Annotated in this window: 27 protein-coding genes; 18 read left to right on the top strand and 9 right to left on the bottom strand. The window is 64.2% G+C overall.

Annotated features, from left to right (window positions below; translation table 11 throughout):
- Window positions 1–51 precede the first annotated feature (51 nt).
- Both I3253_RS02430 and I3253_RS02425 read right to left on the bottom strand, forming a co-directional pair.
- Complete coding sequence (locus I3253_RS02430; RefSeq protein ID WP_197916025.1) at window positions 52–1,614, bottom strand: trimethylamine methyltransferase family protein; 1,563 nt, start codon at window positions 1,612–1,614, stop codon at window positions 52–54.
- A 149-nt stretch (window positions 1,615–1,763) separates the two neighbouring features.
- The gene (locus I3253_RS02425; RefSeq protein WP_197916024.1) at window positions 1,764–2,180 is read right to left on the bottom strand and encodes a MerR family transcriptional regulator; all 417 of its coding nucleotides are present in this window, start codon (window positions 2,178–2,180) and stop codon (window positions 1,764–1,766) included.
- A 61-nt stretch (window positions 2,181–2,241) separates the two neighbouring features.
- On the opposite strand from I3253_RS02425, the gene I3253_RS02420 reads away from it, so the two are divergent.
- The 3 genes from I3253_RS02420 to merA all read left to right on the top strand — a co-directional run bounded on the left by I3253_RS02420 (window position 2,242) and on the right by merA (window position 4,531).
- Window positions 2,242–2,646, top strand: a complete 405-nt coding sequence (locus tag I3253_RS02420; protein ID WP_408647771.1) for a mercuric transporter MerT family protein — start codon at window positions 2,242–2,244, stop codon at window positions 2,644–2,646.
- Between the two features lie 14 nt (window positions 2,647–2,660).
- Entirely contained in the window at window positions 2,661–2,960 is a 300-nt protein-coding gene (locus I3253_RS02415; RefSeq protein WP_197916023.1) for a heavy-metal-associated domain-containing protein, read from the top strand.
- A gap of 146 nt (window positions 2,961–3,106) precedes the next feature.
- Window positions 3,107–4,531, top strand: coding sequence for a mercury(II) reductase (merA, locus tag I3253_RS02410; protein WP_197916022.1), 1,425 nt, complete (start codon window positions 3,107–3,109; stop codon window positions 4,529–4,531).
- A 120-nt stretch (window positions 4,532–4,651) separates the two neighbouring features.
- On the opposite strand, the gene mntR is transcribed toward merA, so the two are convergent.
- A complete protein-coding gene (mntR, locus tag I3253_RS02405) occupies window positions 4,652–5,119 on the bottom strand; it encodes a manganese-binding transcriptional regulator MntR (protein ID WP_197916021.1) in 468 nt (155 codons plus the stop codon).
- A gap of 92 nt (window positions 5,120–5,211) precedes the next feature.
- On the opposite strand from mntR, the gene I3253_RS02400 reads away from it, so the two are divergent.
- The 5 genes from I3253_RS02400 to I3253_RS02380 all read left to right on the top strand — a co-directional run bounded on the left by I3253_RS02400 (window position 5,212) and on the right by I3253_RS02380 (window position 10,239).
- Complete coding sequence (locus I3253_RS02400) at window positions 5,212–7,098, top strand: cytochrome c peroxidase (RefSeq protein WP_332255654.1); 1,887 nt, start codon at window positions 5,212–5,214, stop codon at window positions 7,096–7,098.
- A gap of 1 nt (window position 7,099) precedes the next feature.
- A complete protein-coding gene (locus tag I3253_RS02395) occupies window positions 7,100–7,975 on the top strand; it encodes a phosphate/phosphite/phosphonate ABC transporter substrate-binding protein (protein WP_197916020.1) in 876 nt (291 codons plus the stop codon).
- Window positions 7,972–8,754: a phosphonate ABC transporter ATP-binding protein gene (locus I3253_RS02390; protein ID WP_197916019.1), complete on the top strand. Its 783-nt coding sequence runs from the start codon at window positions 7,972–7,974 to the stop codon at window positions 8,752–8,754. The genes I3253_RS02395 and I3253_RS02390 overlap by 4 nt, the downstream gene beginning before the upstream one ends.
- Window positions 8,754–9,512, top strand: coding sequence for a phosphonate ABC transporter, permease protein PhnE (gene phnE, locus I3253_RS02385; RefSeq protein WP_197916018.1), 759 nt, complete (start codon window positions 8,754–8,756; stop codon window positions 9,510–9,512). Before I3253_RS02390 ends, phnE begins: the two co-directional genes overlap by 1 nt.
- A 394-nt stretch (window positions 9,513–9,906) precedes the next feature.
- Window positions 9,907–10,239, top strand: coding sequence for a TfoX/Sxy family DNA transformation protein (locus tag I3253_RS02380; RefSeq protein WP_197916017.1), 333 nt, complete (start codon window positions 9,907–9,909; stop codon window positions 10,237–10,239).
- Window positions 10,240–10,321: 82 nt separating this feature from the next.
- Here I3253_RS02380 and ndk read toward each other — a convergent pair whose 3' ends face one another.
- Entirely contained in the window at window positions 10,322–10,744 is a 423-nt protein-coding gene (gene ndk / locus I3253_RS02375) for a nucleoside-diphosphate kinase (protein ID WP_197916016.1), read from the bottom strand.
- A 130-nt stretch (window positions 10,745–10,874) separates the two neighbouring features.
- Between ndk and I3253_RS02370 the strand changes: the two genes are divergently transcribed.
- Complete coding sequence (locus I3253_RS02370; protein ID WP_197916015.1) at window positions 10,875–12,722, top strand: ABC-F family ATP-binding cassette domain-containing protein; 1,848 nt, start codon at window positions 10,875–10,877, stop codon at window positions 12,720–12,722.
- A gap of 1 nt (window position 12,723) precedes the next feature.
- Here the strand turns inward: I3253_RS02370 and I3253_RS02365 are convergent, their stop codons facing one another.
- A complete protein-coding gene (locus I3253_RS02365; protein WP_197916014.1) occupies window positions 12,724–13,527 on the bottom strand; it encodes a GNAT family N-acetyltransferase in 804 nt (267 codons plus the stop codon).
- Window positions 13,528–13,674: 147 nt separating this feature from the next.
- Here I3253_RS02365 and I3253_RS02360 point away from each other — a divergent pair, with 147 nt between their 5' ends.
- Complete coding sequence (locus I3253_RS02360; RefSeq protein WP_197916013.1) at window positions 13,675–14,292, top strand: MarC family protein; 618 nt, start codon at window positions 13,675–13,677, stop codon at window positions 14,290–14,292.
- A gap of 38 nt (window positions 14,293–14,330) precedes the next feature.
- A complete protein-coding gene (locus I3253_RS02355; RefSeq protein ID WP_197916012.1) occupies window positions 14,331–14,912 on the top strand; it encodes a retropepsin-like aspartic protease family protein in 582 nt (193 codons plus the stop codon).
- A 52-nt stretch (window positions 14,913–14,964) separates the two neighbouring features.
- Here I3253_RS02355 and I3253_RS02350 read toward each other — a convergent pair whose 3' ends face one another.
- Window positions 14,965–15,438 (bottom strand): hypothetical protein, encoded by a 474-nt coding sequence (locus I3253_RS02350; protein WP_197916011.1) that lies wholly within the window; start codon window positions 15,436–15,438, stop codon window positions 14,965–14,967.
- 76 nt (window positions 15,439–15,514) lie between these two features.
- Between I3253_RS02350 and I3253_RS02345 the strand changes: the two genes are divergently transcribed.
- Window positions 15,515–16,180, top strand: coding sequence for a hypothetical protein (locus tag I3253_RS02345; RefSeq protein WP_197916010.1), 666 nt, complete (start codon window positions 15,515–15,517; stop codon window positions 16,178–16,180).
- On the opposite strand, the gene I3253_RS02340 is transcribed toward I3253_RS02345, so the two are convergent.
- From I3253_RS02340 to I3253_RS02330, 3 genes are read right to left on the bottom strand one after another with little or no spacing between them, the layout of a single operon-like run.
- Entirely contained in the window at window positions 16,138–16,434 is a 297-nt protein-coding gene (locus I3253_RS02340; RefSeq protein ID WP_197916009.1) for a PqqD family protein, read from the bottom strand. The genes I3253_RS02345 and I3253_RS02340 overlap by 43 nt on opposite strands.
- Window positions 16,410–16,868, bottom strand: coding sequence for a DNA polymerase III subunit chi (locus tag I3253_RS02335; RefSeq protein WP_197916008.1), 459 nt, complete (start codon window positions 16,866–16,868; stop codon window positions 16,410–16,412). Before I3253_RS02335 ends, I3253_RS02340 begins: the two co-directional genes overlap by 25 nt.
- 5 nt (window positions 16,869–16,873) lie before the next feature.
- The gene (locus I3253_RS02330; RefSeq protein ID WP_197916007.1) at window positions 16,874–18,346 is read right to left on the bottom strand and encodes a leucyl aminopeptidase; all 1,473 of its coding nucleotides are present in this window, start codon (window positions 18,344–18,346) and stop codon (window positions 16,874–16,876) included.
- Between the two features lie 126 nt (window positions 18,347–18,472).
- On the opposite strand from I3253_RS02330, the gene lptF reads away from it, so the two are divergent.
- The 6 genes from lptF (at window position 18,473) to rsmA (ending at window position 25,945) form a co-directional block, all read left to right on the top strand.
- Entirely contained in the window at window positions 18,473–19,591 is a 1,119-nt protein-coding gene (lptF, locus tag I3253_RS02325) for an LPS export ABC transporter permease LptF (protein WP_197916006.1), read from the top strand.
- Complete coding sequence (gene lptG / locus I3253_RS02320) at window positions 19,588–20,685, top strand: LPS export ABC transporter permease LptG (protein ID WP_197916005.1); 1,098 nt, start codon at window positions 19,588–19,590, stop codon at window positions 20,683–20,685. Before lptF ends, lptG begins: the two co-directional genes overlap by 4 nt.
- A complete protein-coding gene (locus I3253_RS02315; RefSeq protein WP_197916004.1) occupies window positions 20,682–22,820 on the top strand; it encodes an LPS-assembly protein LptD in 2,139 nt (712 codons plus the stop codon). The genes lptG and I3253_RS02315 overlap by 4 nt, the downstream gene beginning before the upstream one ends.
- An 11-nt stretch (window positions 22,821–22,831) precedes the next feature.
- Window positions 22,832–24,061 (top strand): peptidylprolyl isomerase, encoded by a 1,230-nt coding sequence (locus I3253_RS02310; RefSeq protein ID WP_197916003.1) that lies wholly within the window; start codon window positions 22,832–22,834, stop codon window positions 24,059–24,061.
- Window positions 24,058–25,026: a 4-hydroxythreonine-4-phosphate dehydrogenase PdxA gene (gene pdxA / locus I3253_RS02305; RefSeq protein WP_197916002.1), complete on the top strand. Its 969-nt coding sequence runs from the start codon at window positions 24,058–24,060 to the stop codon at window positions 25,024–25,026. The genes I3253_RS02310 and pdxA overlap by 4 nt, the downstream gene beginning before the upstream one ends.
- A 79-nt stretch (window positions 25,027–25,105) precedes the next feature.
- A complete protein-coding gene (rsmA, locus tag I3253_RS02300) occupies window positions 25,106–25,945 on the top strand; it encodes a 16S rRNA (adenine(1518)-N(6)/adenine(1519)-N(6))-dimethyltransferase RsmA (protein ID WP_197916001.1) in 840 nt (279 codons plus the stop codon).
- Window positions 25,946–25,984: the final 39 nt, after the last annotated feature.

Here is a 25,984-nt window from a genome sequence, read left to right as displayed (position 1 = left end):
CCGGGCAGTCTAGGCGCGTTTCACCTGAAAGAACAATGCCCTCCGACCTTTTCAGAAATCGGTGGGGGCGCCGCCCTCCTGCTTGCGGCGCGCCACGAAAGCCGCCAGTTCCTCGCGTATGGCCGCGTCCATCGGCGGTGCTTCGTAATCGTCCAGGATCTGCCGGTACAGGTGATGCGCACGCTCCGGGGTCCACACGCCACCCGCAGCATCCCAGGCCTCGTAATTGCGCCAGTCACTGACAAACGGCTGGTAAAAGGCCGTCGTATAACGGTCCTGGGTGTGTTGAATGCCAAAGAAATGCCCCGCGCCGCCAACCTCGCGAATGGCATCCAGCGCAATTTCATCCGGCCCCGTGGCGCAAAGCTCGGGCTCCATATAGCGCTGGATCATCTGAAGGATTTCGCAATCCATGATGAATTTTTCCGGGCTGGCGATCAGCCCGCCCTCCAGCCAGCCCGCGGCGTGATACACCATGTTGGCGCCCGCCTGTACGGCCGACCAAAGTGAATTCGACGTTTCCCACATCGCCTGCCCGTCCGGCACATTGGCCGCGCAAACACCGCTGGCGCGCATCGGCAATCCGTAAAACCGCGCCATCTGCCCGGTCATCTGCGTGGCTCGCATATACTCTGGCGTGCCAAAGGCCGGGGCGCCGCTTTTCATGTCCACATTGCTGGTGAACGTGCCAATCGCACAGGCCGCGCCGGGGCGGATGTACTGGGCCAGCGCAATGGCGCAAAGCCCTTCGGCCAGCGATTGGGCAACCGCCCCCGCCATCGTCACCGGCGCCATCGCGCCGGCAAGCGTGAACGGGGTGACAACCAGCCCCTGATTGCGCCGCGCCATGCGGATCCAGCCATCCATCATCGGCTCGTCATGCTTGAGCGGCGATGTCGAGTTGATATTGGTATAAAGCTTCGGGCTGGCCTCGAATTCCTCATGGCTCCAGCCACCCGAAATCCGCACCATCTCCATCGCATCCTCGACCCGCTCGGCGCCCAGGCTATAGGTATGGGCCACCTTGTCGGTCAGGGTAAGTTTGTCATACAACACGTCCAGATGCCGGATCGAGGCATGGATGTCCTGTGGTTCCACCGGATAGCCGCCGGCAAAATGGATACAGTTGAAATACTGCGTCAGCCTGAGAAGGTTTGCGCATTGCTCGCGCGTGCCAGGCACCTTGCGCCCCAGCGACAGATCCCAATAGTTCGGCGGTGAAGAGACATTGCCGAACAAGATGTGATTGTCGCCCATGACCAGGCGGTGATCCGGGTTGCGCGGCGTCAGGGTCCAGCTGGACGGGGCCTTGCCGACCATCTCCATCACGAAATCGCGCCCCATGCGCACGCGGTCGCCCTCTACGTTGCACCCGGCCTGTTTGAGGAGGGCGCGCGCCTCGGCATTGAAGAATTCTATGCCGATCTCCTCCAGGATGCGCATGGCCCCGTCATGAATTCGGGCCACACCCTCTTCGCTCAGCGGTTCGGTCGGGCGGTCGATATTGACCGGCAAACGCCAGGGCATCTGTTCAATCGCCCCGGCCTTCTTGCGCCGCGCGGCGTTTCCGGCCCGTCCGCCACCGCGCCGTTTGCGTGTCGCCGTTTCTGCCATGTCGCTCTCCCGTCCGCTTTTGCCGATCAGGAAAACCCAATCCTGCCGTCGAATCTGCGCCTTTCCGACAGTTCTTGTCGTTTTCGGTGACAATCCCATGCTCCGCGCGTTCCCGACGGCACCCACATGCCCCGGCAGGACACGGTGCCTCACGCCGCGAACAAGGCTTCAATGATCGCACATTGGGGCATGTCGCCCTTTGCGCATTGCTCGGCCATTCCCGCCAGAACCCGTTCCATTTCCTTCAGGTGCCGGATTTTCTGCTGTACCGAGCGCAGATGGCCGGTGGTCATTTCATGCACCTTGCTGCAACTCACGCCATTCTGATCCACCATGTCCAGCATGGCGCGTATTTCCTGGATGTTGAACCCAAGCTCCCGGCAGCGCTTGATAAACCCAAGCCGCAGCAGATGGTCGTGCCGGTATTGCCGGTTTCCACCGGGGGTCCGGTCCGGGGTCGGCATCAGTCCGATCCGCTCGTAATATCGGATTGTTTCGATGTTCACCCCGGTTTCGCGCGACATGGCGCCGATCGGATAGCCTCGCGCATTCGTGATCCCGGCCATTTCTGAAACTCCTTGCACCTGTAGCGACTACAGACAGTACACCGGGTAGCAAGGGTGAACAATGCAGGACACGGTCATGTCGATGGAAGAGACCACCACTCACGAACCGAACGGCGACATGGCCGCGAAAGCCGCGACAGCCGGCGGACTGCTGGGCGCGCTGGCCATGACATCCTGTTGTATCCTGCCGCTCGTTCTGGTCAGCTTTGGCGTCGGCGGCGTCTGGATCGCTCAGCTTACCGCGCTTTATGCCTACAAATGGTTCACGTTCTCGATGGCCGTCCTGTTCATCGGATACGGCTTTTACCGCGTGGCCAAGGCCGAAAAAGCCTCCTGTGGCGAGGGCGCGATATGTGCCAGACCGGTGAACCGCAAGCTGATGCGCGGATCGCTTTGGGGCGCCAGCATCGTCACCGCGATCGCCATGATCTTCCCCTACCTCACGCCATACATCCTGTCTTACTGAAAAAAGGTGTCGCCATGAAACGAATGATCCTGACCATCGCCGCCGGACTGGCCGCGACAACAAGCTGGGCCGCAGAACAGGTTATCACGGTCGAAGTGAGCGGACTGACTTGTCCAAGCTGCCCCTATATTGCCGCCGACGCCATCAAGGCGGTGGAGTCGGCGGAAATTCTGAACGTCGATTTCAACTCCGGCGACGAAAGCGCGCGCTATACCGTCCGGTTCGACGACGCGGTCACAACCGCCCAGGCGGTGGCAACCGCATCCGACAGCTATGGATACAGCGGCACGATCGTCACCGACGACAATTCCTGACCTCATCCGCGATCTTTTCGCCCCCCGGAATCCGCCACCATCCAACGATCCAGCCCCCGCGCGGCCGTTCAGAACCTTCGCGTCGCGATTGGACCTGTCGTCCACCGGCCACCACCGGGCACTTGCCCCCAAGGAAAGAAGTCTCCATGCCAGATGGATCCCCAAACAACGCCGCGGGCTATGATCTTGCGGTTCTTGGCGCAGGCTCGGCGGGGTTTTCGGCCGCAATCACGGCGGCACAAGGTGGCGCGCGCGTGGCCCTGATCGGGCATGGCACCATCGGCGGCACATGCGTCAACGTCGGCTGCGTGCCCTCCAAGACCATGATCCGGGCAATGGACATCATGCACGCCCCCCGCGCAGCTCACCGCTTTGACGGGATAAAGGTCACGGCGCAGATCACCGACTGGCCTGCCCTGATACGCCAGAAACAGGCGCTGGTGGATGACCTGAGAGCCGCGAAATACAGCGAGGTTCTGCCGCAGCATAGCGGCATCACCTATATTGAAGGCGCGGCGCGTTTCACCAAGACCGGCGCCTTGCGTGTCAACGGCACCCCCCTTGACGCGAACAGGATCATCATCGCCACCGGGTCGCGGCCCTACATGCCGGCCATTCCCGGCCTGGCCGAAACCGCCTGCCACGACAGCAGCTCGATCCTTCAGCTTCAGCGCCGTCCGGACTCGCTGATCGTCCTCGGTGGCGGATATATCGGTGTCGAACTGGCGCAGGTCTTCGCTCGGGCCGGCACCAAAGTGACCCTCCTGACCCGCCGGGGCCTGATCCCCGAAGCAGAGCCCGAGATCGCCACGGCCCTGACACAGGCCTTCAGGCAAGAGGGCATCGCCGTCGAAACGGTGCAAAGCTATGACCGTGTCGCACAACGCCCGGATGGTGTGGCGCTCAGCGTGACTGCGGACGGGCAGGCGCGCATCGTCAAGGCCCAACACATCCTGGTCGCGGCCGGGCGCGTCCCGAATACCGACCAGCTGGGCCTCGCGCACGCGGGCATCCGCACTGATGCGCGGGGCGGCATCGTGGTGGACGACAGGATGCGGACAAGCCGGGCCACTGTCTATGCCGCAGGCGATGTCACCGGTCGCGATCAGTTTGTCTATATGGCGGCTTACGGCGCCAGGCTTGCCGCGACGAATGCCCTGAACGGCGACACCCTGATCTATGACAATTCGACAATGCCGGCGGTGGTTTTCAGCGATCCGCAAGTGGCCAGTGTCGGGCTGACAGAAGCGGGCGCGCGGGCTGCCGGCCACCAGACCCGCTGCTCGGTGCTGCCGCTCGATGCGGTGCCCAGGGCACTGGCGGCACGCGACACGCGCGGGCTGGTCAAGCTTGTGGCCGACGCATCCAGCAAACGGCTGCTGGGGGCGCATATCCTTGCGCCCGAAGGCGCGGACAGCATCCAAACCGCCGCAATGGCCCTGAAGGCCGGCATGACCTACGAGGATCTCGGCGCCATGATCTTTCCCTATCTCACCACGGTCGAAGCGTTGAAACTCGCCGCCCAGACCTTTGACAAGGACATGGCCACTCTCAGCTGCTGCGCCGGGTGACAGATCGGGTTGGCCCTCGCCGCCGATCTCGCCCTTCACCAGCCAGGTCGGCTGACAACCCACCGCGCATGACCCGTCGCCAAGCATGGCCCGGAATTGTGCGCCCCGGGGGCCCGGCCCCTAGCGGCGCGCGGCCCCGGCCAGTTGCGCTTCAAAGGCCGCCAGGGTCGCATCGCTGACATGATGCTCGATCCCTTCCGCGTCCCGTTCCGCCGTTTCCGCATCGATCCCCAAACTGATCAGGAAAGTCACCACGATCCTGTGCCGGTGGCGACAGGCGTTGGCCAGCGCCTGGCCGGTTTCGGTCAGGAAAACCGCACGATACGGCTCGCGCCGGACCAGCCCCGCGGCTTTCAGGCGGGAAATGTTCTTGGTCACTGTCGGCGGCTTGACGCCCAGACGCTCGGCAATATCCACCGGCCGCGCCTCTCCCCTCGTCTCGATCAGTTCCGCGATCAGTTCGACATAATCTTCCGCCACTTCACTTCCATGTGCCTGACGTACGGTCGCAAACCCGTCTGCCTGGGTTTCCGGGGCGCGGATGTCAGGCGCAAGCGCGCCGGACGAGGATGAAATTCGGCTCGACATGGCCCAACAATGGCCGATGATTTACCGATTGACAACTTGATCCCATCCGGCAGATATATTAGCCACGTCTAACTTTCTGTCAGGAGGCTATCGTGCGCCGCTCTTTCCTTGCCCTGGTGGCAACCCTGCTGCTAGGAGCCGGTCTCGCCGGCGGGTCCGGCACCGCGCTTGCGACCCCCGCAAAAGAAGCCCCCTGGCTGCCCGAAGCGGCCAGCTACCGGCTGACCCTGTTTCTGGGCAACCTTGCGCCGCCACCTTGGGAAGACATCGAAACCGCCTGGTCCGAGCCTTATCGCGGCTCCGAATTCACACAAGGCGCGCTGACCTGGCTGGACTCGCAAAGCGAACTGGCAACAGCCCCCCTGACAGCCGCGATCGGGCGCAAGGACCGCCAGGCGGTTTTCGCCGAAGCGACCCGCCTGGTCGCGCGACGCATCGAGGAAACCCTGGACCGCGCCCTGTCGTCCGAAACCCCCGCCGACGCACAGCGGGCGGTCGCCATGGCGCGCCAGCTTTATCGCGCTTTTGCCGATCACATCTCCGCCGCCGACCCCGACGGCGCGCGCGCGCTCGGACGCGCCTGGCTGGAACTGGCCAGCGCAACCGGGTCAACCGGAGTGCTTGGCGCAGGCGCTGTCGCGCCCGACCGCGATACGATGGAAACGGCACGCGCGGTCATCTCGGACTATCTTGGCGCCAATTATCTTGTCGACAGCTTCGCACCGCGCGCCCGGCTGAGCGCCATCCCGGAATCCGTTGCCCGTAGCGGCGCCGATGTTGACATCCCCAACACGCTGCCCCCCGGTTCGGATATCTTCGATCAGGATCCGCTGCCGAAACTGGTGCTGAACTTCGAGGAACAGGGCATCGACGAGGCCGATCTGCCGCTGATCGCCTATGGCGACATGCTGTTTGACAGCCCCGAGATTTTCAGCGGCCCGGCGCGGGAACTCGGAATCTCCTGCTCCACCTGTCACAACCGGTCCGACATCAACCAGCGGTTCTTCATCCCCGGCGCCAGCCACCAGCCCGGCGCGGTGGATGTTGACGGCGCGTTCTTCAACCCGATGTTCAACGACCGGCGCAATGATCCCATCGACATCCCGTCCTTGCGCGGGCTGCGCTTTACCGGGCCCTATGGCCGTGACGGGCGCTTTGCCAGCCTGCGCGACTTTACCCGCAACGTGATCGTCAATGAATTCGCCGGGGACGAGCCGACACCATTCATGCTTGATGCCATTGTCGCCTACATGACCGAATTCGATTTCCTGCCGAACGCGATGCTGACAGGCGACGGGCAACTGACCGCCGCCGCACCCGATGCGGCCCGGCGCGGCGCGGCCATCTTCAACCGCCCCCTTGCGGGGCTGGGCGGCGCCTCCTGCGCCAGCTGCCATGTTCCCGGCGCCAATTTCCTTGACCGCAAGGCGCATGACATCGGCTCGGTGCAACCAGCCTATGACGGCGCGCGCGCCGGGGCGCTGGACACCCCGACACTGCTTGGCACGGTCTATACCGCCCCCTATTTTCACGACGGTTCCCTGCCGACCCTGGCTGCCGTAGTGGCATGGTTCGACGACACAAAGGCACTGGGCCTGACCGCGACGGAACGGGCTGACCTTACCGCCTATCTCGAAACCGTCGGGGCCGCGGATGCGCCTTACGAAGTGTTTGACGACGAAAATACGCCTTTCCGACTGGCATTTTCGGAACTGACCACATTTGCCTCCACCCTGGATACGCTGTTGCCCCGTAAGGACACCCGCCACATCCTGCTGCTGACCGATACCGTGGCCAGCGATCTGGCCGCGGATGCCAGCACCATGGGCAACCTTGCAGTCCGGCCCGAAATCTATGCGCTGGCCGACCGGCTGGCCCAGGTCGGGACAGCCGTGCGCATGGGGGACTGGACAGCCGCCAATGCACATTGGGCCACTTTCAAAAGCGACGCTGACGCCATTCAAGCAAAGGCATTCTGAGATGAACACCAATCCGACCCGCCGCCGTTTTCTGGCCCTGTCCGCCGCCGCCACCGCGCTGCTTGCCCTTCCCGTTCGCGCGCAAGGCGACATCCTGCGCCTGGCCTTCATCCCACAGGAAAACCCGCAAAAACTTCTGGGAGATATCGGAGAGATCACCGGCTGGCTGTCCCGGGCAACCGGCGTGACGGTCAAAGGTTTCGTAACGATCGACCATGCCGCCGCGGTCGAAGCCCTGCGCAACGGCGACGCGGATATTTCGTTCATGGGCGCGCTGCCCTTTGCCCTGGCCGAGGCCGAAATCGGCGCCGTACCCCTCTTGTCCGAAGTCTACCGTGGTGCCCCAAACTATACCGGGCGCATATTTGTCCGCCGCGACAGCGGCATCAAGACATTGGCCGATCTGCGCGGGCGCGACATCGCGTTTGCCGATCCGATCTCGGAATCCGGCTACCTGTACCCGTTGGCGGAATTCGAAAAAGCCGGGCTGATCGACGGACCGGGCAACGCGCGGGCCTTCTTTGGCCGCATGTTCTTTGCCGGCGGCTACCAACAGGCGATGCAGGCCATGGCCGAAGGGCTGGTGGATGCAGCCGGCGCCAGCCAATACGCGGACCTGCTGCTGTCGCCCGCCCAACAGGCGGAAGTGACCTGGATTGCGGAAAGCGACACGATCCCAAGCCACGTGGTGATCGCCCGCCCCGGTCTCGACCCCGCCCTGCAAGCGCGGTTCGTCGCCGCGATGCTGCGCCTCAATGAACAGGAAAACCGCCACCGGCTGCAATATCTCTATGGGCCGGACGGTTATGTCGCCGCCGATCCGGCCGCCTATGACGGCGTACGCGCCATGGCCCGGCGCTACGGGTTGATGAAATGATACCGGCTGTCCAGATCGACGATCTTGCCTTCTCGCACCCCGGCGACACCACACCAACCATTGACGGGTTGTCACTGACGATTCCCACAGGCGAGTCGGTCGCGATCCTGGGGCCTTCGGGCGCGGGCAAGACAACCCTTCTGACGCTGCTTGACGGACGGCTGCGCCGCTGGCAGGGCCGGGTTTCAATTCTGGGCCTTGCCCTTGATCCCGATGCGCCGCCGCCACTTTCCCGCCGCGCCGACAGCGGGTTCATCTTCCAGGAATTCGCGCTTGTCGAACGCTCGACCGTGCTGCGCAACGTGCTGAACGGGCGTCTTGGGCGCATGGGCGTCTTGCGCGCCCTGCTGGGGCGTCCCTCGGCGCATGATCTGTCCGTGGCACGGGCCGCGATGACCGATTGCGGCATCGCGGATCTGGCCAATCGCCGGGTGGACAGCCTCAGCGGCGGGCAACGCCAGCGGGTCGCCATTGCGCGCTGCCTTGCGCAAGAGCCGCGCCTGATCCTCGCCGACGAACCGATCAGCAATCTGGACCCGGCCCGCGCAACCGAGATCCTGACGCTTTTGACACACGCCGCGCGCAAACGCGGCGCAACCACCATCTTCACCTCGCACCAGCCGGACCTGGCCCGCCGCTTTGCCGACCGGATCGTGGGGCTACGCAACGGACGCATCGTTGTCGCCGCCGCGACGGCGGACCTCACAGAAGACGCGACCGCAGCGCTATACGAGCTGAACGACGCGGCGCGCGCGCCTCAGCTCCAGGTGATCAGTTGATGGGCCGGCGCGGATATGGCGGCTACGCGGCCGGCGCTCTTGTTGCCGGTGCCGTGCTCTGGTCACTGGTCACAAGCGATATGGACCCGTCGCGCCTCTTGTCGGCCGGTCCCCGAATTGCCGATTTCCTGGGACGCATGCTGCCCCCTGACCCATCGGTGATGAAGGAAATCATCCAGGGCAGCGCCGAAACATTGCGCATCGCCATTCTGGGCACGCTGGGTGCGGTGATCCTGTCGCTTCCGCTGGCCATTCTGGCCTCTGAAACCATGGTCCCGGCGGCCGTGCACCGTCCGGTCCGAATGGTCCTGGCCCTGATCCGCGCGATTCCGCTCATTCTTGTCGCCATGTTGATGGTCGGCGCCGTCGGGCTTGGCCCGCTGCCCGGCATCATCGCGATCGCCTTTCATGCCACCGGAATGCTGGCGAAATTCTATGCCGAGGCGGTAGACGGCGTGTCGCGCGCGCCCATCGCCGCACTTGAAAGCGCCGGCGCTGGCCCCCTGCTGCGACTGCGCCACGCGATCTGGCCACAGGTGGCCCCGGTCATTGCGCGGGACACGATCTTTCGCTTCGAACTCAACCTGCGCGAGTCACTGATACTGGGCATCGTCGGCGCCGGCGGGATCGGGTTCTACATTCAAACATATGTGCGATCATTCCAGTACGACAAGGCGGCCAGCGTCACGATTGCGGTGATCGTCATGGTGATCGCGATCGAAACCCTCAACGTCGCGCTGCGCCGCCGGTTCTCCTAGGGGGCGCCCGCAACCCAGCGAACCAAAAGACATCGCAAACCCGCCCCTTGCCCCGTCACTGCGGGCGCGCGCGCCATGGCCGGGTCTGGCCTCAAATCCCTGTCCGCCACTTGGATCCGGCACATTCCCGGCAGAAAATCACCCCGCTCCCGGCATCCTGCCGCCGTAACCATCCGCCATGATGGTCGCCGCAAACCAATCAGGACTTGCCAGGAAAGGAGCCGTCCCATGCCGTATGTCACCCCATCCCAACCGCGCCCCACGCCCAGGCCCCAGGCGCAAAAAGACCCGCAAGGCAACAATCAGCCTCCCCCGTCCAAGCCGATCTTTTCCGACTGGGCGATGATCTGACAATCCCCTTGCCCGGATCGCTCAGCACGCTACCCTCGGGGCCATGTCCGATCCCGTTTCCTCGATCCGCAATCTTGGCCCCGCCTACGAAGCCGCCTGCGCGCGCGCCGGAATACACACGGCACGGCAATTGCGCGATCTCGGGGCCGACGAAACCTATGCCCGCCTGCTGAAAACCGGCATGAAACCGCACTTCATCGGCTATTACGTTCTTGTGATGGGGCTTCAGGGCCGCCCCTGGAACGACTGCAAGGGCACCGAAAAAACCGCGCTTCGCAAACGCTTCGACGCCATCAAGGCCCGCGCCCACGACAAAGGCCGCTCCGATCTCGAAGCGGCCCTCGACAGGATCGGCGTCATCGAAAAACGCCCCTGATTTTCTTTTGGCCCCAAATATCCCGGGGGTGCGGGGGCTGGCCCCCGCCCGGACCGGATCGCATCAGGCGATCCGAAACCGTTTAGCCGACCAGTTCCAGGCCCGAGAAGAAATACCCGATTTCCACCGCGGCCGTTTCCGGCGCATCCGACCCGTGCACCGAGTTCTCGCCAACCGATTCCGCGAATTCCGCGCGGATGGTGCCGGGGGCGGCATCGGCCGGGTTGGTCGCGCCCATCACTTCGCGGTTCTTGGAAATGGCGTTCTCGCCTTCCAGAACCTGCGCCACGATCGGGGCAGACGCCATGAACTCGCACAGCTCGTCATAGAAGGGACGGTCCTTGTGCACCGCATAGAACACACCCGCCTGTTCCTTGGTCAGGTGGATCCGCTTCTGCGCGACGATACGCAGGCCCGCATCCTCGAACTTGGCATTGATCTTGCCCGTCAGGTTGCGGCGGGTTGCATCGGGTTTGATGATCGAAAAGGTGCGTTCCAGCGCCATGAGTCATTCTCCTGAAAATCGGACGCCCTTCGCGGCGGCCTGTGTTCGAATTGGCGCTCCGATAGCATGGTGCGTGCGCCATGAAAAGCGGTGATTGACGCGCGCGCCCGGATCGGCGACACCGCCCCTCATGTTGCGCATTGAAGACATCTCCTATTCCGTCGCGGGCCGCCCGCTGATCGTGAACGCCTCCGCGACCGTGCCCACCGGGCACAAGGTTGGCCTCGTCGGGCGTAATGGTACCGGCAAGACCACCTTGTTCCGCCTGATCCGGGGCGAGCTGGCGCTGGAAACCGGCACCATCACCCTGCCCCAAAGGGCCCGTATCGGCGGCGTCGCCCAGGAAGTGCCCTCCTCGAACGTCTCCCTGCTTGATACGGTGCTGGCCGCCGATACCGAACGCGCCACCCTTCTGCGAGAGGCCGACACCGCCACCGATCCGGCGCGCATCGCCGATATCCAGACCCGGCTTGCCGATATCGATGCCTGGTCGGCCGAGGCCCGCGCCTCGTCGATCCTCAGGGGGCTGGGCTTTGACTTTGCCGATCAATCCCGCCCCTGCTCGGATTTTTCGGGGGGCTGGCGGATGCGTGTCGCCCTGGCGGCCGTGCTGTTCTCCCAGCCCGATCTGCTGCTTCTGGACGAACCCACCAACTATCTCGATCTCGAAGGCGCGCTCTGGCTGGAAAACTACCTGGCCAGATATCCTCATACCGTCCTGATCATCAGCCACGACCGCGGCCTGCTGAACCGTGCCGTCGGCGCCATCCTGCACCTCGAAGACAAGAAGCTCACCTTCTACCAGGGCCCCTACGACCAGTTCGCCCGCCAGCGCGCCGAAAAACTGGCCCAGGCCGAGGCAATGGCCCGCAAACAGGACGCCCGCCGCGCCCATCTGCAATCCTACGTGGACCGCTTCCGCTACAAGGCCGACAAGGCCAAACAGGCCCAGTCCCGCCTCAAGGCGCTGGCCAGGATGCAGCCCATCACCTCCCCGCAAGAGGCCGCGCTGCGCGCCTTTGCCTTTCCCTCCCCCGAAGAGCTTTCGCCCCCGATCATCAATCTCGAAGCCGCTTCCACCGGCTATGACGGCACACCGGTGCTCAAACGCATGAACCTGCGCATCGATCAGGATGACAGGATTGCGCTTCTGGGCAAGAACGGGCAGGGAAAATCCACACTTTCCAAACTCTTGTCGAACCGTCTTGATCTGATCGAAGGGCGCATGACCCGCTCGGGCAAGCTGCGCATCGGCTATTTCGCCCAGCATCAGGTGGACGAGCTGCATGTCGATGAAACGCCACTCGATCACCTGCGCCGCGAACGCCCCGCCAAAACCCCGGCTCAGCTGCGTGCGATCCTCGCGGGCTTTGGCATGGGTGCGGAACAGGCCGATACCCTTGTGGCCAAGCTGTCCGGTGGCCAAAAGGCGCGGCTGTCGCTGCTGCTGGCCACGCTGGACGCGCCGCATCTGCTGATCCTCGATGAACCCACCAACCACCTCGATATCGAAAGCCGCGAAGCCCTGGTCGAGGCGCTCACCGCCTATTCCGGCGCCGTGATCCTAGTCAGCCACGACATGCACCTGCTCAGCATGACCGCAGATCGCCTGTGGCTGGTCGCGGACGGCACCGTCACGCCGTATCAGGGTGATCTGGAAAGCTATCGCGCCGAATTGCTGCAAGGCGACCGGCCAAAACCCAAGGACAAGCCCAAGCCCGCCAAACGCGCAACGCGCGAGGATCTGCTGGCCTTGCGCACCGAGCTGCGCAAATGCGAACAGCGCGTGGAAAAGCTGGGCGACATGGCCGAGAAACTGTCGCAAAAACTGGCCGACCCCACGCTCTACGAAGACGGCAAGATCGGCGAAATGGAAGTCTGGCAACGCAAATACGCCGAAGTGCGCGACGCCCAGGACCGGGCCGAGGATCTGTGGATGCGAGCGCTGGAAAAGCTGGAGACCGCCGAGGGCGCTTGACCTATTTCGTCAGGTTCCCTGGGCCAAGCGACACCGGATCGGCGCTGACCACGATGGATGCCCCGCGCCGGGCCAGACCCATCTTCGCACACACGCTTTCGGATGCCCCGTTGCCCGGCTGCACCCCGGTCATGAACCGGCCATACCCGAATTTTGCGGCCATCTCGTTCATTGCCCACGCCCCCAGGATCAGCGCCAGCTTCTCGCCGCGCCGGTCGGGCGCGGTGGCCAGCATCCCCCACCACGCCTGATCGCCGCAAAGCGGGTGTTCGCGATGGGCATAGGCCGAAGACGCGGCACAGGACACCACGCGCCCCTGCCCGTCCAGCGCAACAAAACAGACCGACGGTTGCAGCAATCCGCGCAAGACATCGCTGCACATCGGCAAAACCCCACAGTCCAGCGCCATGTCCGCCAACGACTCCAGGACCGACCCGGGCGTTCGCGCGTCCACCTGAACCAGCCGAAGATCGCGCGGCATTGCCTGCGTTTCAATGATCCGGCGCGCCGCGTCCCCGTCGCCCTCCCATTTGGCATAATGCAGCGGTGTCAGCCCCTGTTCCTTCAGGGTACGGGCCATCTGCGGCACCGCGTCATCCGGCACTGCGGTGCAGCTTGAATTGCCCTGCACCCGCGCCAGCGCCACCATATCGTCAAGGGTCTCGTCATCCAGGCTGGTGATCCCGACGACGCGCCCGTAATAGCTGTAGCGCGGCCAGGGCGCCAATATGTCCCGCAACGCCCGCCCCCGGCGCAAAATCGCGCGCTGCGCGTCGCTGCCAAAATAGATACAAGTCTCCGGCACGCCCGCCTCCCCGCGATTACATCCCGGCAACGCTAACAGGGTTTTCCGCCTGCCTGTCAACAATCCCGGGCCGCGGCCGGCGGCAAACAGGATGCCGCTGTCATGCCGCATGTTGACATTTCTCCCGCCCCATGATCGCAACGGGGCATGGACAGCCCCGCTCTCATCACCGCTTTTGTCACGCTTTTCGTGATCATCGATCCGATCGGGCTGATGCCGCTATTCGTGGCGCTGACCCAGGGTGTACCAGCCCATAAACGCCGCGCCATCGCGCTACGCGCCTGTATCACGGCCTTTTCCGTGCTGGCGCTCTTTGCCTTCCTGGGCGAGGCGGTGCTGGGCTTTGTCGGCATCTCCATGCCCGCCTTTCGCATCGCCGGTGGCGCGCTGTTGTTCCTGACCGCGCTCGACATGCTGTTTGAACGGCGCACCAAGCGGCGCGAGGACCGGGCCGAAGAAGATGAACATCCCGATCCCTCGGTCTTCCCCCTGGCCATCCCGCTGATCGCCGGGCCGGGCTCGATCGCGACGGTGATCCTGCTGGCCGGGCAGCATCCCGGCCTGTCCGCCACTTTCCTTGTGCTTGGCGTGGCCCTTGCGGTGCTGGGGGTGGTGCTGGGCTTTTTCCTGCTGGCCGGTCCGTTTGAACGGATTCTCGGGCGCACGGGCATCACCGTGGTCACGCGGCTTCTGGGCATGTTGCTGGCCGCGCTGGCGGTGCAATTCATCCTCGAAGGTCTGCGCGACTTCGGATTTGCCGGTTAGCCCTTCCCGACGCCCCCGACCCGCCATATATAAATCCCATGAGCAGCATCGAAATCGGCAATCTCGCCTACCTCGTCCTGCTGACCAGCGCGGTCGGCTTCTGGTTCTTCGTCAGCAATCGCGAAACCCTGGGCAAGACTTTGCAACAGGCGGTTCTGTGGGGATTGATCATCCTCGGAATGATTGCCGCCGTCGGCCTGTGGGACGATATCCGCGCCACCGTGCGCCCCACGCAGGCAGTGTTTTCCGAGGCCGGCCGGATCGAGATCCCGCGCGGTCCCGACGGGCATTACCGGCTGACGCTGGACATCAATGAAACCCCGATCACCTTTATCGTCGATACCGGGGCCTCCGATATCGTGCTCAGCAAACAGGACGCGCGCAAGGTGGGGTTCGATCCCGAAAACCTGCCCTATTACGGGCGTGCGATCACGGCAAACGGCGAGGTGCGCACCGCCCCGGTGCGCCTTGAGTCGGTCACGCTGCAAGGGATCCGGGATCGCAACGTTCCCGCCCGTATCAATGGCGGCGCGTTGCAGCAATCCCTGCTGGGCATGGCCTATCTCCAGCGTTATGAGCAGATCACGATCACCGGCAACCGGATGATCCTGACACGCTGACGGCACCCGGGCAAAGGCGGTACCGCCTTTTCCGGCCCTTTTTCACAGATCGTTAATTGGGTGTGCCGCTACTACTTTCCTGAGGCTCACCGCCGCTGCCGTCGCCGCTTTCCTGAGCCTCACCGCCGCTGCCGTCGCCGCTTTCCTGAGCCTCACCGCCGCTACCGTCGCCGCTTTCCTGAGCCTCACCGCCGCTACCGTCGCCGCTTTCCTGAGCCTCACCGCCGCTACCGTCGCCGCTTTCCTGAGGCTCACCGCCACCGTGGCCCTTCCCTTTGTCGATCCCCTTGCCCTGGCTCTTGCCACGCCCCTTGCCTTCTCCTGGCTTGTCTTCGCCATGTCCAAGGCCACGGCCACGCCCGTTGCGGCCAATGCCTTCGGCGGCGTCGCGTCCCCAGGGGCTCGCATCGGCGGGCGCGGCGCCCAATGTCGCGATTACCGGAGCCGCGTAAACCGCGGTACTCGCGGCCAGCAACTTGCGCAGCAAATGCCGCCGTGTCGGATTTTTGGTCGTCCTGTCCGCCATGTTTCTCTTCCTCCTCTGTCGTGAAACGGTATCATGAATACGCATTAAAATACAGCGACACGTCGAGGAGCAGCCCTTGAACGATCCCTCTTTGGCCCGCATCGATCAATACGGCCGGCCCTCAAAATGGTTCATGGATTACGATCCCGCCTATCTGGATGCTCTGGTGGCCGATCTGAAATCCATCGAACTGATCTTTCAGATCGAATTCGGCCTTCAGATTTTCCTGACCTACGGCACGCTCCTGGGCGCCATCCGCGAGGGCGACCTGATCGGACATGATTACGATATCGATGTGTCCTATATCAGCCGCGCCGACACGCCCCAGGGTATCCTGGATGAGCGCGCCCGCATCTTCAATCTGTTCGACCGCGCCGGCCGGGTCGGCGGCAAGCCAACGCTGGGCCGGTTCATGATGCTCTCGATCCCCGGCCTGTCGGGCGGGCATGATCACGGGATCGAAGTCTTCACCAGCTTCGTGCGTGACGGGCGCTATTATGGCTATACCTCGGCGCCCGGAACCCTGCCCGCCAACGCGGTCGAACCGTTTCGCACGGCCCGTTTGCGCGGGGTCGAATTCTGCGTGCCCGGACGCGCCGAAGACGTGCTGGATGTGATCATCGCTCCGGACTGGCGCATCCCGCGCCTGCCCGCCGATTTCGCCGATCCCGCCCGCAAACACCCCTGTTTCGAGTTTCTCTACCCCAGGGCAGAGCGCAGCAGGCCCAGGTCTTCCAGCTGATCCAGCGCGCGCAGGACATCCGTCACCGGCGGCTGGTCCAGGTCGAACAGATCCTGCATCTGACCGGCAATCGCCGCCGCATCCTGCGTGCCGTCACACAGCAGCAGCACCGCCGCCGCGCTTGGGTTGAGATAATGGGTCACGCCCGCGCTGTCGCGCACCTTTGCCCCCGCCGGTGTGGTCTCGACCTCCAGCGCCTCGGCCATCGCCGGTGCCGGCACCGGCGCGCTCATGTCTCTGCCTTCATTTGCCATGCGCCGCTCTCCTCGGACCAATATTGTGCGCTGCATCCGGCATCCACCAGCGCCTTCCACTGGCCGCGCGCCTGCTGAACCGCCTCCGGATCATGACCGTCAAACAGGATGCAAACCCGCTGCGTGGCGTTCACTTCGTCGGGCGCCACCTCGGCCCCGTCCACCGCCATCACGCATTCGGCCCCGTTGGCACGTTCAGGACCGGTGGTCAGCAACACCGGCTGCAAGGCGTCATGCGCCCCCCCCGCCAGCCCGTGCGGCAGAAAACTGTCCGGCCCCTGAAGCCACAATTTCCTGTCCAGCAAGTCCATGCGCCGGGGATCGCGCCCGCGCACCACAATGGCCCAGCCCGCGCCGCGCGCCTTGTCGATCAGGCGCGCCAGGGTCTCTTCCAGCGGCGCGCGTGTCAGGTGATAGAAATACGCCGCGCCCAACGCCCCTACTCCGCCGCTTCGAACTGATCCGCCACCAGCCGGTTCAGCGCCATCACGCCCCAGCCCGTCGCGCCCTTGGGGGCAAAGGCGGTGTCTGTCTTGACGCTGGCCACACCGGCAATATCAAGGTGAATCCACGGCACACCCTCCTGCACGAACCGGTGCAGGAACTCGGCCGCCGTGACCGATCCGGCGGGGCGCCCGCCCGTGTTCTTCAGATCGGCGATCCGCGATTTCAGCTGGTCCGCATAGGCCCGGCCCAACGGCATCCGCCACGCGCCTTCACCCTCGGCGGACGCGGCCCGCAGGAACTGGTTGCAGAACTGTTCGTCGTTGGAGAACACACCGGCATTCTCATGGCCCAGCCCGATGATGATCGCGCCGGTCAGGGTGGCCAGATCCACCATCGCCGCCGGGCGAAACCGTTCCTGGGCATAATGCATCACGTCACACAGCACCAACCGCCCCTCGGCATCGGTGTTGATCACCTCGATCGTGTCACCCTTCATCGAGGTGACAACGTCGCCCGGACGGGTGGCCCGCCCCGAGGGCATGTTCTCGACCAGCCCGACCAGACCCACGACATTCGCCCTGGCCTTGCGCAGCGCCAGCGCGCGCATTGCCCCCGCCACGACACCGGCGCCGCCCATGTCCATGGTCATGTCTTCCATGCCCGCCGCCGGTTTGAGCGAAATGCCGCCGGTGTCAAACACCACGCCCTTGCCCACCAGCGCCAGCGGCGCGGCGTCCCTGTCGCCGCCGTTCCATTGCATCACCACCACCTTGGACGGGCTGTCCGATCCCTCGCCCACCGACAACAGCGCGCCCATGCCCAGCTCGGCCAGGGCACCTTCCTCCAGCACCTCCACTTCCAGCCCGATCCCGCGCATGGCCTCCAGCCGGGCGGCGAATTCGGTCGTGGTCAGCACATTGGCCGGCTCATTCACCAGATCGCGGGTGAAAAACACGCCCTGCGCCACCGCCAGAAGCGGCGCGGCGGCGGCCTCGATCTCGGCGGATTTGCTGACCATCATGCGCACCGCGCGCCCGTCCTCTGGTGTCTTGGCGGTCTTGTGATCGTCAAACCCATAGTCGCGCAACGCCAAACCCATAGCGATTTCAGCGGCTTTGGGATGATTGCCCGCCAACACCAGCATCGGCTCCCGGCCCCGCTGCATGGCCAGCGTGGCGCCGGCCTTGCGCGCCTCGTCCACGCTGCACCGGCGCGGCAGGACCACCACGTCCACCGCCCGCGCCGCCATGCCTGCCGGCCAGGCCAGCGTGCGCAGATCTCCGGTCTTCAACCCGTCCTCGGCCTCGCGCATCCGCGCAATCGCGCCGCGCGTCAGCCGGTTCACACGCCGCGCCTCCTGGCCCAGGTTGCCCTCATCGGGCACCAGTACGCACACCCGCCCCGCGGCGGCGGCAATGGCATCCAGATCACAGTCTTCAAAGCGAATGGTCACAGGTTCCGACACGTCTTGAACTCCCCAATATCTGCCCCAGTCCTATCGCGCGCCCCCCGGCTTGGCCAGATAGCAGTTTTCCCAGTGATCCAATTCCTCTAATGTCCGCTAAAAGAAGAGTTGGGGGATTCTTGGGCGGTGCGCAGATTCGACAGATATATCCTGTCGCAGCTCCTGACTTTGTTTGGCTTTTTCGCACTGGTTCTGGTGTCGGTCTATTGGGTCAATCAGGCGGTGATACTGTTCGACACGCTGATCGCCAGCGGTCAGAACATGACGGTGTTTCTGGAACTGACGATCCTCAGCCTGCCCAACGTGATCCGGCTTGTGCTGCCCATGGCCGCTTTTGCCGCCACCGTCTATGTCATCAACCGCCTCAGCAATGAAAGCGAACTGACCGTGATGCAGGCCACCGGCTTCAGCCCCTGGCGGCTGGCGCGTCCGGTTGTGTATTTCGGCTTTGTCGTGGCGCTGATGATGTCGGTTCTGACCCAGTTTCTCGTGCCACTCAGCCTGGTGCAGCTCAGCGAGCGCCAAAAGGAGATCACCGAAAACGTCACCGCCCGCCTGCTGACCGAGGGCACCTTTCTGCACCCGTCCTCGGGCGTCACCTTTTACATCCGGGAAATTACCCCCGAAGGTGTGCTGCGCGATGTCTTCCTGTCGGATCGCCGCTCGCCGTCGCGCACCACGACCTATACCGCCGAAGAGGCCTATCTGGTTCAGGACGCCTCCGGGCCAAAGCTGGTGATGGTCAACGGCCTGGCGCAGGTGCACGACTCGCGCACCAACAAGCTGGTCACAACCAATTTCTCGGATTTTTCCCATGATATCGGCGGCCTGGTAAACCGCGACGCCCCCCAGAGGCGCGCAGTCAAGCACTTGTCCACCCTGTCCCTGCTGACGAACAGCCGCGACGTGGCCCAGGAACTGCTGGTCGGACGCGGATGGGTGCTTTACGAAGGCCACGGTCGCTTTGCCCAGGCATTGATGCCGATCGTGTTCTCGCTGATCGGCTTTGCCATGCTCCTTGTGGGCGGATTCAGCCGGTTTGGTGTCTGGCGCCAGATCCTGTTCGCCTTCGTGCTTCTGGTGCTGCTGGAAATGGTGAAAAGCGCCGTTACCGAACCGGTCCGCAACAATGCCGATCTGTGGCCGCTGATCTATCTGCCCGCACTGATCGGGACGGCGCTTGGCGCCCTGGTTCTGCGGCTGGCGGCGCGCCCGCTGCAATGGCGCCGAAAGGTGGCCATATGACCATTCATTTCTACTTCGCGCGCAAGTTCTGCTGGATTTTCCTCGGCATCCTGGCGGTATTTTTCGTGCTCATGGCGCTGGTCGACCTGATGGAACAGCTGCGCCGCTTCGATGTCGAAGAAGTCGGGTTTTCCTCGGTGGTGCTGTTGACCATCCTGAAAACCCCCGAGGGTCTGTATCAGTTGTTGCCGCTGATCGTGATCCTGTCCACGATCGCGCTGTTCATCACGCTGGCGCGCACATCCGAACTTGTCGTGGTGCGCGCCGCCGGGCGTTCGGCCATTCTGGCGCTGCTGTCGCCGGTAACGGTGGCGTTGTTTCTGGGGATCTTCGCGGTGACAACGCTCAATCCGATCGTCGCCGCCACAACGGTGCGCTATGACGAGATGTCCGAAAGCATGCGCGCCGAAGGGCGCAGCGCCCTGTCGCTCTCCTCCGAAGGTCTCTGGCTGCGTCAGGGCAGCGCGCGGGGCCAGGCGGTGATCTATGCCGCCCAGACCAATGCCGATGCCACCGTGTTCCTGGATGTCACCATTGTCAGTTACCCGCGCGACGGCGGCCCCAAGACCCGGATCGAGGCCGAAAGCGCCCGCCTGGTGGAAGGCGCCTGGGAACTGACCAACGCCAAGTCATGGCCTCTGGTGAACGGACTCAACTCCGAAGCCGCCGCCCAGAGCCACAACCTGTTGCGCCTGGAAAGCTCCCTGACCCCGGAACGCATCCGCGACCGGTTCGGCACCCCGGCGGCGATCCCGATCTGGCAACTGCCGGAATTCATCGAGGAACTGAAAGTCGCCGGTTTTTCGGCCCGCCGCCATATCGTGTGGCTGAACATGGAACTGGCCCAGCCGCTGTTCCTGGTGGCCATGGTGCTGATCGCCTCGGCCTTTACCATGCGTCACACGCGGTTCGGCAATACCGGCATCGCAGTGCTGGCTTCGGTACTGATCGGCTTTGCGCTTTATTTCGTGCGCAACTTTGCCCAGATCCTTGGGGAAAGCGGCCAGATTTCGGTGCTGCTGGCCGCCTGGGCGCCGCCTGTGGCAAGTGTCATGTTGGCTCTTGGATTATTGTTGCATATGGAGGACGGATGACCGCTGCCGCCCGAGTCCTTTCCGCGCTTCTTGTGCTGCTCGCAACCACCCTGCCGGCGCTGGCCCAATCCGTGCCGGCCCAGGGCAATATCATGCTTGTCGCGGATCGCGTCTATGTCACCGGCGAGGACAAACTGACCGCCGAAGGCAACGTCGAGGCGCTGATGGACGGGTCGCGCCTGCTGGCCTCGCGGATCGACTATGACGTTCGCGCCAACAAGATCACGCTGACCGGCCCGATCCGCATCGTGCAAGGGTCCGAAACCACAATCATCGCCGACTGGGCCGAGCTGGACAGCGAGTTTCAGAACGGAATCCTGCGCAGTGCCCGCATGGTGCTCGATCAGCAGGTCCAGCTGGCCGCCAATCAACTGGATCGTGTCGACGGACGCTACAATATCCTGACAAAGGCCACCGCCTCCTCCTGCCGCATCTGCAACGTTAACCAGGCGCCGCTCTGGCAGATTCGCGCGCGCCGGGTTGTGCATGATCAACAGGAACGCCAGCTATACTTTGACCACGCCCAGCTTCTGATCCGCGACGTTCCGGTGCTCTACTTTCCGTATCTGCGCCTGCCCGACCCGACCCTGGATCGCGCCACCGGCTTTCTGATCCCCACGATCCGCACCACATCTCAGCTCAGCTACGGGATCAAGGCCCCCTATTTCATCACCATGGGCCAAAGCCGCGACCTGACGCTGACTCCCTATGTTTCGTCGGAAACGAAGACGATGGAGTTCCGCTATCGCCAGGCTTTCCGCAAAGGGCGGCTCAATATCGAAGGCGCGGTTTCGGACGATACCATCCTGCCCGGCGAAACCCGCGCCTACACATTCGTCAACGGCTGGTTCGACCTGCCCCGCGATTACAAGCTGACCTTCGATCTCAAGGCCGTCACTGACGACGGCTACCTGACCGATTACGATTACTCCGACGACGACCGCCTGGTCAGCTTCATCACCGCCGCCAGGGCCAAACGCGATGAAAACACGATACTCACCCTTCGCCACTACAAATCGCTGCGCGCCGGAGAAGACAACGCCACCCTGCCCACCATGGTGGCCGCCGCGGAAACCGAGCGGCGCTATTTTCCCTCCCTGATCGGCGGCGAACTGCGCTCCAACCTGGAAATCCACAAGCACGTTCGGGAATCGGATGCCGATGTCGACGGGCGCGATGTCGGTCGGGTCAATGCCAACCTGCAATGGCGCCGCAACTGGACACTCACGGGTGGCTTGCGCGCCGGTGTCACCGGTGAACTGGCCTTTGATGCCTATCGCACCGAGAATGACAGCACGGTCGATGATTTCGCCACCCAGATTACCCCCACATTCGCGGCGCATTTCCGCTACCCGATGAGCAGGAGCGGCGCCGACGGGGCCACCTATCTTCTCGAACCCGTGGCTCAGATCGGCTTTTCCGGGGGCGACAATCTTGACGTTGCCAATGACGAAAGCACCCGCGTTGAATTTGACGAGGGCAATCTTCTGTCCCTGTCGCGCTTTCCCTCCTATGACCGCCGCGAGCGCGGGCTGAGCGGCGCGGTCGGCCTGAACTGGGCACGCTACGCCCCCGACAGCTGGCAGGGCAACTTTACCATCGGGCAGGTGTATCATCAGGACGTGCAAGCCGATTTCACGCAATCCTCGGGCCTTTCCGGGCGCGAGTCCGATATTCTTCTGGCTGGCCAGATCAAGACCAGAAACGGCCTCAACCTCTCGGCGCGCACCCTGTTCGACATGAATAGCGGCGTCGACAAGGCCGCGGCCCGCATCGGCTGGAACAACAAGGATCTGTGGCTCGATGCCAGCTATGTCTGGCTGGCCCCGGACGCGGCCGAAAATCGCACATCGGTCCTGTCGGAATGGGCGCTGGACAGCCGCTACCGGATGAGCCGCCACTGGACCGGCCTGCTGGACTGGCGCTATGACGCGGGCAGCGGACGTACCGCCGAGGCCGGTCTGGGGCTGGAGTACCGCAATGAATGCGTCAAAGTCGAACTTTCGGTCTCGCGCCGCTTCTCTACTTCCACTACGGTGCAATCCAGCACCGATTTCGGTCTGACAGTGGCCCTGCTGGGCTTTTCGGTCAATGCCGGTGACAAAAGCTATGCCCGCACATGCGGCAAAACGTGACGATGAGCAGAATGACACGCATCCGACCCACGCGCTTCCTTTCCGGCCTCGCCGCCGGGGCCCTTGCCCTCATGGCCGCCAACGCGGCCCTGTCCCAAAGCGCCTTTTCGCCGGCCATCACCGTGAATGACCGCGTCATCACCTATTACGAGATCGAACAGCGCGCCCTGCTTCTGGCGATCATGAGCACGCCGGGCGACGTGCGCGATCTGGCCCGCGAACAGCTGATCGATGACCGGCTGAAACTCGAAGCTGCCGAAATCGCCGGTATCACGCCCAGCGAGGACGGCGTCCAGGCCGGAATCGCCGAACTGGCCCAAAGGGTCAATCTCCCGCCCGAGGAATTCATCCAGGCGCTCGCCGCCGAAGGTATCGACGAAGAAACCATGCGCGATTTCACCTATTCGGGCATCTCCTGGCGCGGTGTCGTCCAATCGCGGTTCGGCGCCCAGGTGCAGATCAGCGAAGAGGAAATCGACCGCGCCATCATCGCCAATAGCGGCGCGGGCGGTGTGCGCGTGCTGCTCTCGGAAATCGTGATTCCCGCCACCCCCCAAACCCGCGAGGAGGTCACAAACCTCGCCGGAACATTGTCCGACATTCGCGGCTTTGAAGCCTTCGCAGACGCCGCGCGCACCTATTCCGCCGCCCAGACCAAGGACAGCGGCGGCCAGATCGACTGGATGCCGATCACCAATCTGCCGCCACAGCTGCGCCCCCTGATCGTGGCGCTCGGCCCCGGCGACATCAGCGAGCCGGTCCAGTTGCCCAACGCCGTCGCGCTGTTCCAGATGCGCGATATCGAGGAAACCGGCCGCCGCGCGCCCAGCTATGCCGCCATCGACTATGCCATGTTCTACATGTCCGGCGGGCGCAGCCCCGAAACCCTTGCCCGCGCCGGCGAACTGCGCGGCAGGATCGACCGCTGCGATGATCTTTACGGCGTCGCCAAAGATCTCCCGCCCGAAGTTCTGGTCCGCGCTTCCAAGGCACCAGGAGAGATCCCGCACGACATCGCCCTGGAACTTGCCAGACTGGACGACAACGAAGTCTCGACCGCCCTCACCACAAGCAACGGCCAGAACCTGATCTTCCTCATGCTCTGCGGGCGCACGGCGCAACTGGATGAAGAACTCTCGCGCGAGGACGTGGCACAGGCGCTGCGCAACCAGCGGCTGCAATCCTTTGCCGAAAGCTATCTCGCCCAGCTGCGCGCCGACGCCACGATCGTCGAAAAATGACCACCCCGCCGATCGCGCTCAGCTGCGGCGAACCGGCCGGGATCGGGCTTGAACTGGCCGAAAAGGCCTGGACCGTCCTGCGCGACGAACTGCCCTTCTTCCTGATCGCCGATCCCGATCACCTGCCCGGATCCGTGCCCCACCACATCATCCAGTCGCCCGCGGAAGCGGCGCGCGCCATGGCCACTGGCCTGCCGATCCTGCCCCACCCCTTTTTTGGCGCCGCCACGCCCGGACACCCCGATCCCGAAAATGCCGAAGGCGTCATCGAGACCATCGCCCGCGGCGCCGATCTGGCGATGTCGGGCGCCGCCGGCGCACTCTGCACCCTGCCCATCCACAAAAAGGCGCTCAAGGACGGGGCCGATTTCCCCTGGCCCGGCCACACGGAATATCTCGCGTATCTCGGCGGCGTGTCCCGTGTCGTGATGATGCTGGCCAGCCCTCAGCTGCGCGTCGTGCCCACCACCATTCACATCCCCCTCGCCAGGGTGCCCGCCGCCCTCACCCCCGATCTCCTGGCCGACACGATCCGCATCACCGCCGACGCCCTCACCAACCGGTTTGCCATTGCCCGCCCGCGCCTGGCCGTGGCCGGTCTCAACCCCCATGCCGGCGAAGGCGGCGCCATGGGCGAGGAAGATGCGCAAACCATTGCCCCGGTGATCGCCGAAATGGTGGCCGAAGGATTTGACGTGACCGGCCCCTGGCCCGCCGACACGATGTTCCACGCCGCCGCGCGCACCCGCTATGACGTGGCCATCTGCGCCTATCACGACCAGGCGCTGATCCCGATCAAGACACTCGATTTCGACCGGGGCGTGAATGTCACCCTCGGTCTGCCCTTCATCCGCACCTCGCCCGATCACGGCACCGCCTTTGACATCGCCGGTCAGGGCATCGCCAACCCCTCCAGCACCATCGAGGCCCTGCGCCTCGCCCATCACATGGCCCGCACGCCCTAGCTTCTTTTGGCCCCAAATATCCCCGCCGGAGGCCTCAAATCTTCCGCATCTCCCACACCACAGGCCCCACACCGACCCCATGAGCGCCATCGACACCCTCCCCCCGCTGCGCGACGTGATCGCAACACACGCGCTGTCGGCCCGCAAATCGCTGGGCCAGAACTTCCTGCTCGATCTCAATCTCACGGCCAAGATCGCCCGACAGGCGGGCGACCTGACGCAATGCGACGTTCTGGAAATCGGCCCCGGCCCCGGCGGTCTCACCCGTGGCCTGCTGGCCGAAGGCGCCCGCAAGGTACTCGCCATCGAGAAGGACAGCCGCTGCATGCCCGCGCTTGCCGAGATCGCCGCCGCCTGTCCGGGCCGGTTGCAGATCATCCAGGGCGATGCGATGGACATCGACCCGCTGGTGCATCTCACCCCGCCGATCCGGGTCGCGGCCAACCTGCCCTACAATATCGGCACCGAACTCCTCGTGCGCTGGCTCACACCACCGCAATGGCCGCCCTTCTGGCAAAGCCTCACCCTGATGTTCCAGCGCGAGGTGGCCGAACGCATCGTGGCCCGCCCCGGAAGCAAGGCCTACGGGCGGCTGGCCATCCTGGCCCAGTGGCGGGCCGAGGCGCGTATCGTGATGTCGCTCCCGCCCGGCGCCTTCACCCCGCCCCCCAAGGTCAGCTCCGCCGTGGTGCATCTCACCGCCCTGCCCGAGCCGCGCTATCCGGCGGATGCCGCCACGCTCAGCCGCATCGTCGCCGCCGCCTTCAACCAACGCCGCAAGATGCTGCGCGCCGCACTCAAGGGACAGGCCCCCGATATCGAGGATCGCCTGCGCGCGGCGGGTATCCAGCCCACCGAACGCGCCGAACAGGTCGGTCTCGAACAATTCTGCGCCCTTGCCCGCAGCTTCGGGAAATGAAAAAGGCCCGGTCCACTGACCGGGCCTTCCCAAAATCCT

Source organism: Thiosulfatihalobacter marinus, assembly GCF_016019955.1.
In the GTDB taxonomy this organism is placed as follows: Bacteria; Pseudomonadota; Alphaproteobacteria; order Rhodobacterales; family Rhodobacteraceae; genus Shimia; species Shimia marinus_A.
The sequence above is the reverse complement of the archived record's forward strand: the minus strand, read 5'-3'. Positions and strand labels throughout refer to the sequence as shown.

Coding starts and splice junctions, on each gene's coding strand:
- I3253_RS02395 (WP_197916020.1), top strand. CDS start 7,100: ATGAACACCAATCCGACCCGCCGCCGTTTTCTGGCCCTGTCCGCCGCC.
- lptG (WP_197916005.1), top strand. CDS start 19,588: ATGACCATTCATTTCTACTTCGCGCGCAAGTTCTGCTGGATTTTCCTC.
- I3253_RS02355 (WP_197916012.1), top strand. CDS start 14,331: ATGAGCAGCATCGAAATCGGCAATCTCGCCTACCTCGTCCTGCTGACC.
- I3253_RS02360 (WP_197916013.1), top strand. CDS start 13,675: ATGGACAGCCCCGCTCTCATCACCGCTTTTGTCACGCTTTTCGTGATC.
- pdxA (WP_197916002.1), top strand. CDS start 24,058: ATGACCACCCCGCCGATCGCGCTCAGCTGCGGCGAACCGGCCGGGATC.
- I3253_RS02415 (WP_197916023.1), top strand. CDS start 2,661: ATGAAACGAATGATCCTGACCATCGCCGCCGGACTGGCCGCGACAACA.
- I3253_RS02420 (WP_408647771.1), top strand. CDS start 2,242: ATGCAGGACACGGTCATGTCGATGGAAGAGACCACCACTCACGAACCG.
- I3253_RS02370 (WP_197916015.1), top strand. CDS start 10,875: ATGTTGCGCATTGAAGACATCTCCTATTCCGTCGCGGGCCGCCCGCTG.
- I3253_RS02310 (WP_197916003.1), top strand. CDS start 22,832: ATGACACGCATCCGACCCACGCGCTTCCTTTCCGGCCTCGCCGCCGGG.
- ndk (WP_197916016.1), bottom strand. CDS start 10,744: ATGGCGCTGGAACGCACCTTTTCGATCATCAAACCCGATGCAACCCGC.
- I3253_RS02425 (WP_197916024.1), bottom strand. CDS start 2,180: ATGGCCGGGATCACGAATGCGCGAGGCTATCCGATCGGCGCCATGTCG.
- I3253_RS02315 (WP_197916004.1), top strand. CDS start 20,682: ATGACCGCTGCCGCCCGAGTCCTTTCCGCGCTTCTTGTGCTGCTCGCA.
- rsmA (WP_197916001.1), top strand. CDS start 25,106: ATGAGCGCCATCGACACCCTCCCCCCGCTGCGCGACGTGATCGCAACA.
- I3253_RS02340 (WP_197916009.1), bottom strand. CDS start 16,434: ATGGCAAATGAAGGCAGAGACATGAGCGCGCCGGTGCCGGCACCGGCG.
- mntR (WP_197916021.1), bottom strand. CDS start 5,119: ATGTCGAGCCGAATTTCATCCTCGTCCGGCGCGCTTGCGCCTGACATC.
- I3253_RS02380 (WP_197916017.1), top strand. CDS start 9,907: ATGTCCGATCCCGTTTCCTCGATCCGCAATCTTGGCCCCGCCTACGAA.
- I3253_RS02390 (WP_197916019.1), top strand. CDS start 7,972: ATGATACCGGCTGTCCAGATCGACGATCTTGCCTTCTCGCACCCCGGC.
- merA (WP_197916022.1), top strand. CDS start 3,107: ATGCCAGATGGATCCCCAAACAACGCCGCGGGCTATGATCTTGCGGTT.
- I3253_RS02430 (WP_197916025.1), bottom strand. CDS start 1,614: ATGGCAGAAACGGCGACACGCAAACGGCGCGGTGGCGGACGGGCCGGA.
- I3253_RS02350 (WP_197916011.1), bottom strand. CDS start 15,438: ATGGCGGACAGGACGACCAAAAATCCGACACGGCGGCATTTGCTGCGC.
- phnE (WP_197916018.1), top strand. CDS start 8,754: ATGGGCCGGCGCGGATATGGCGGCTACGCGGCCGGCGCTCTTGTTGCC.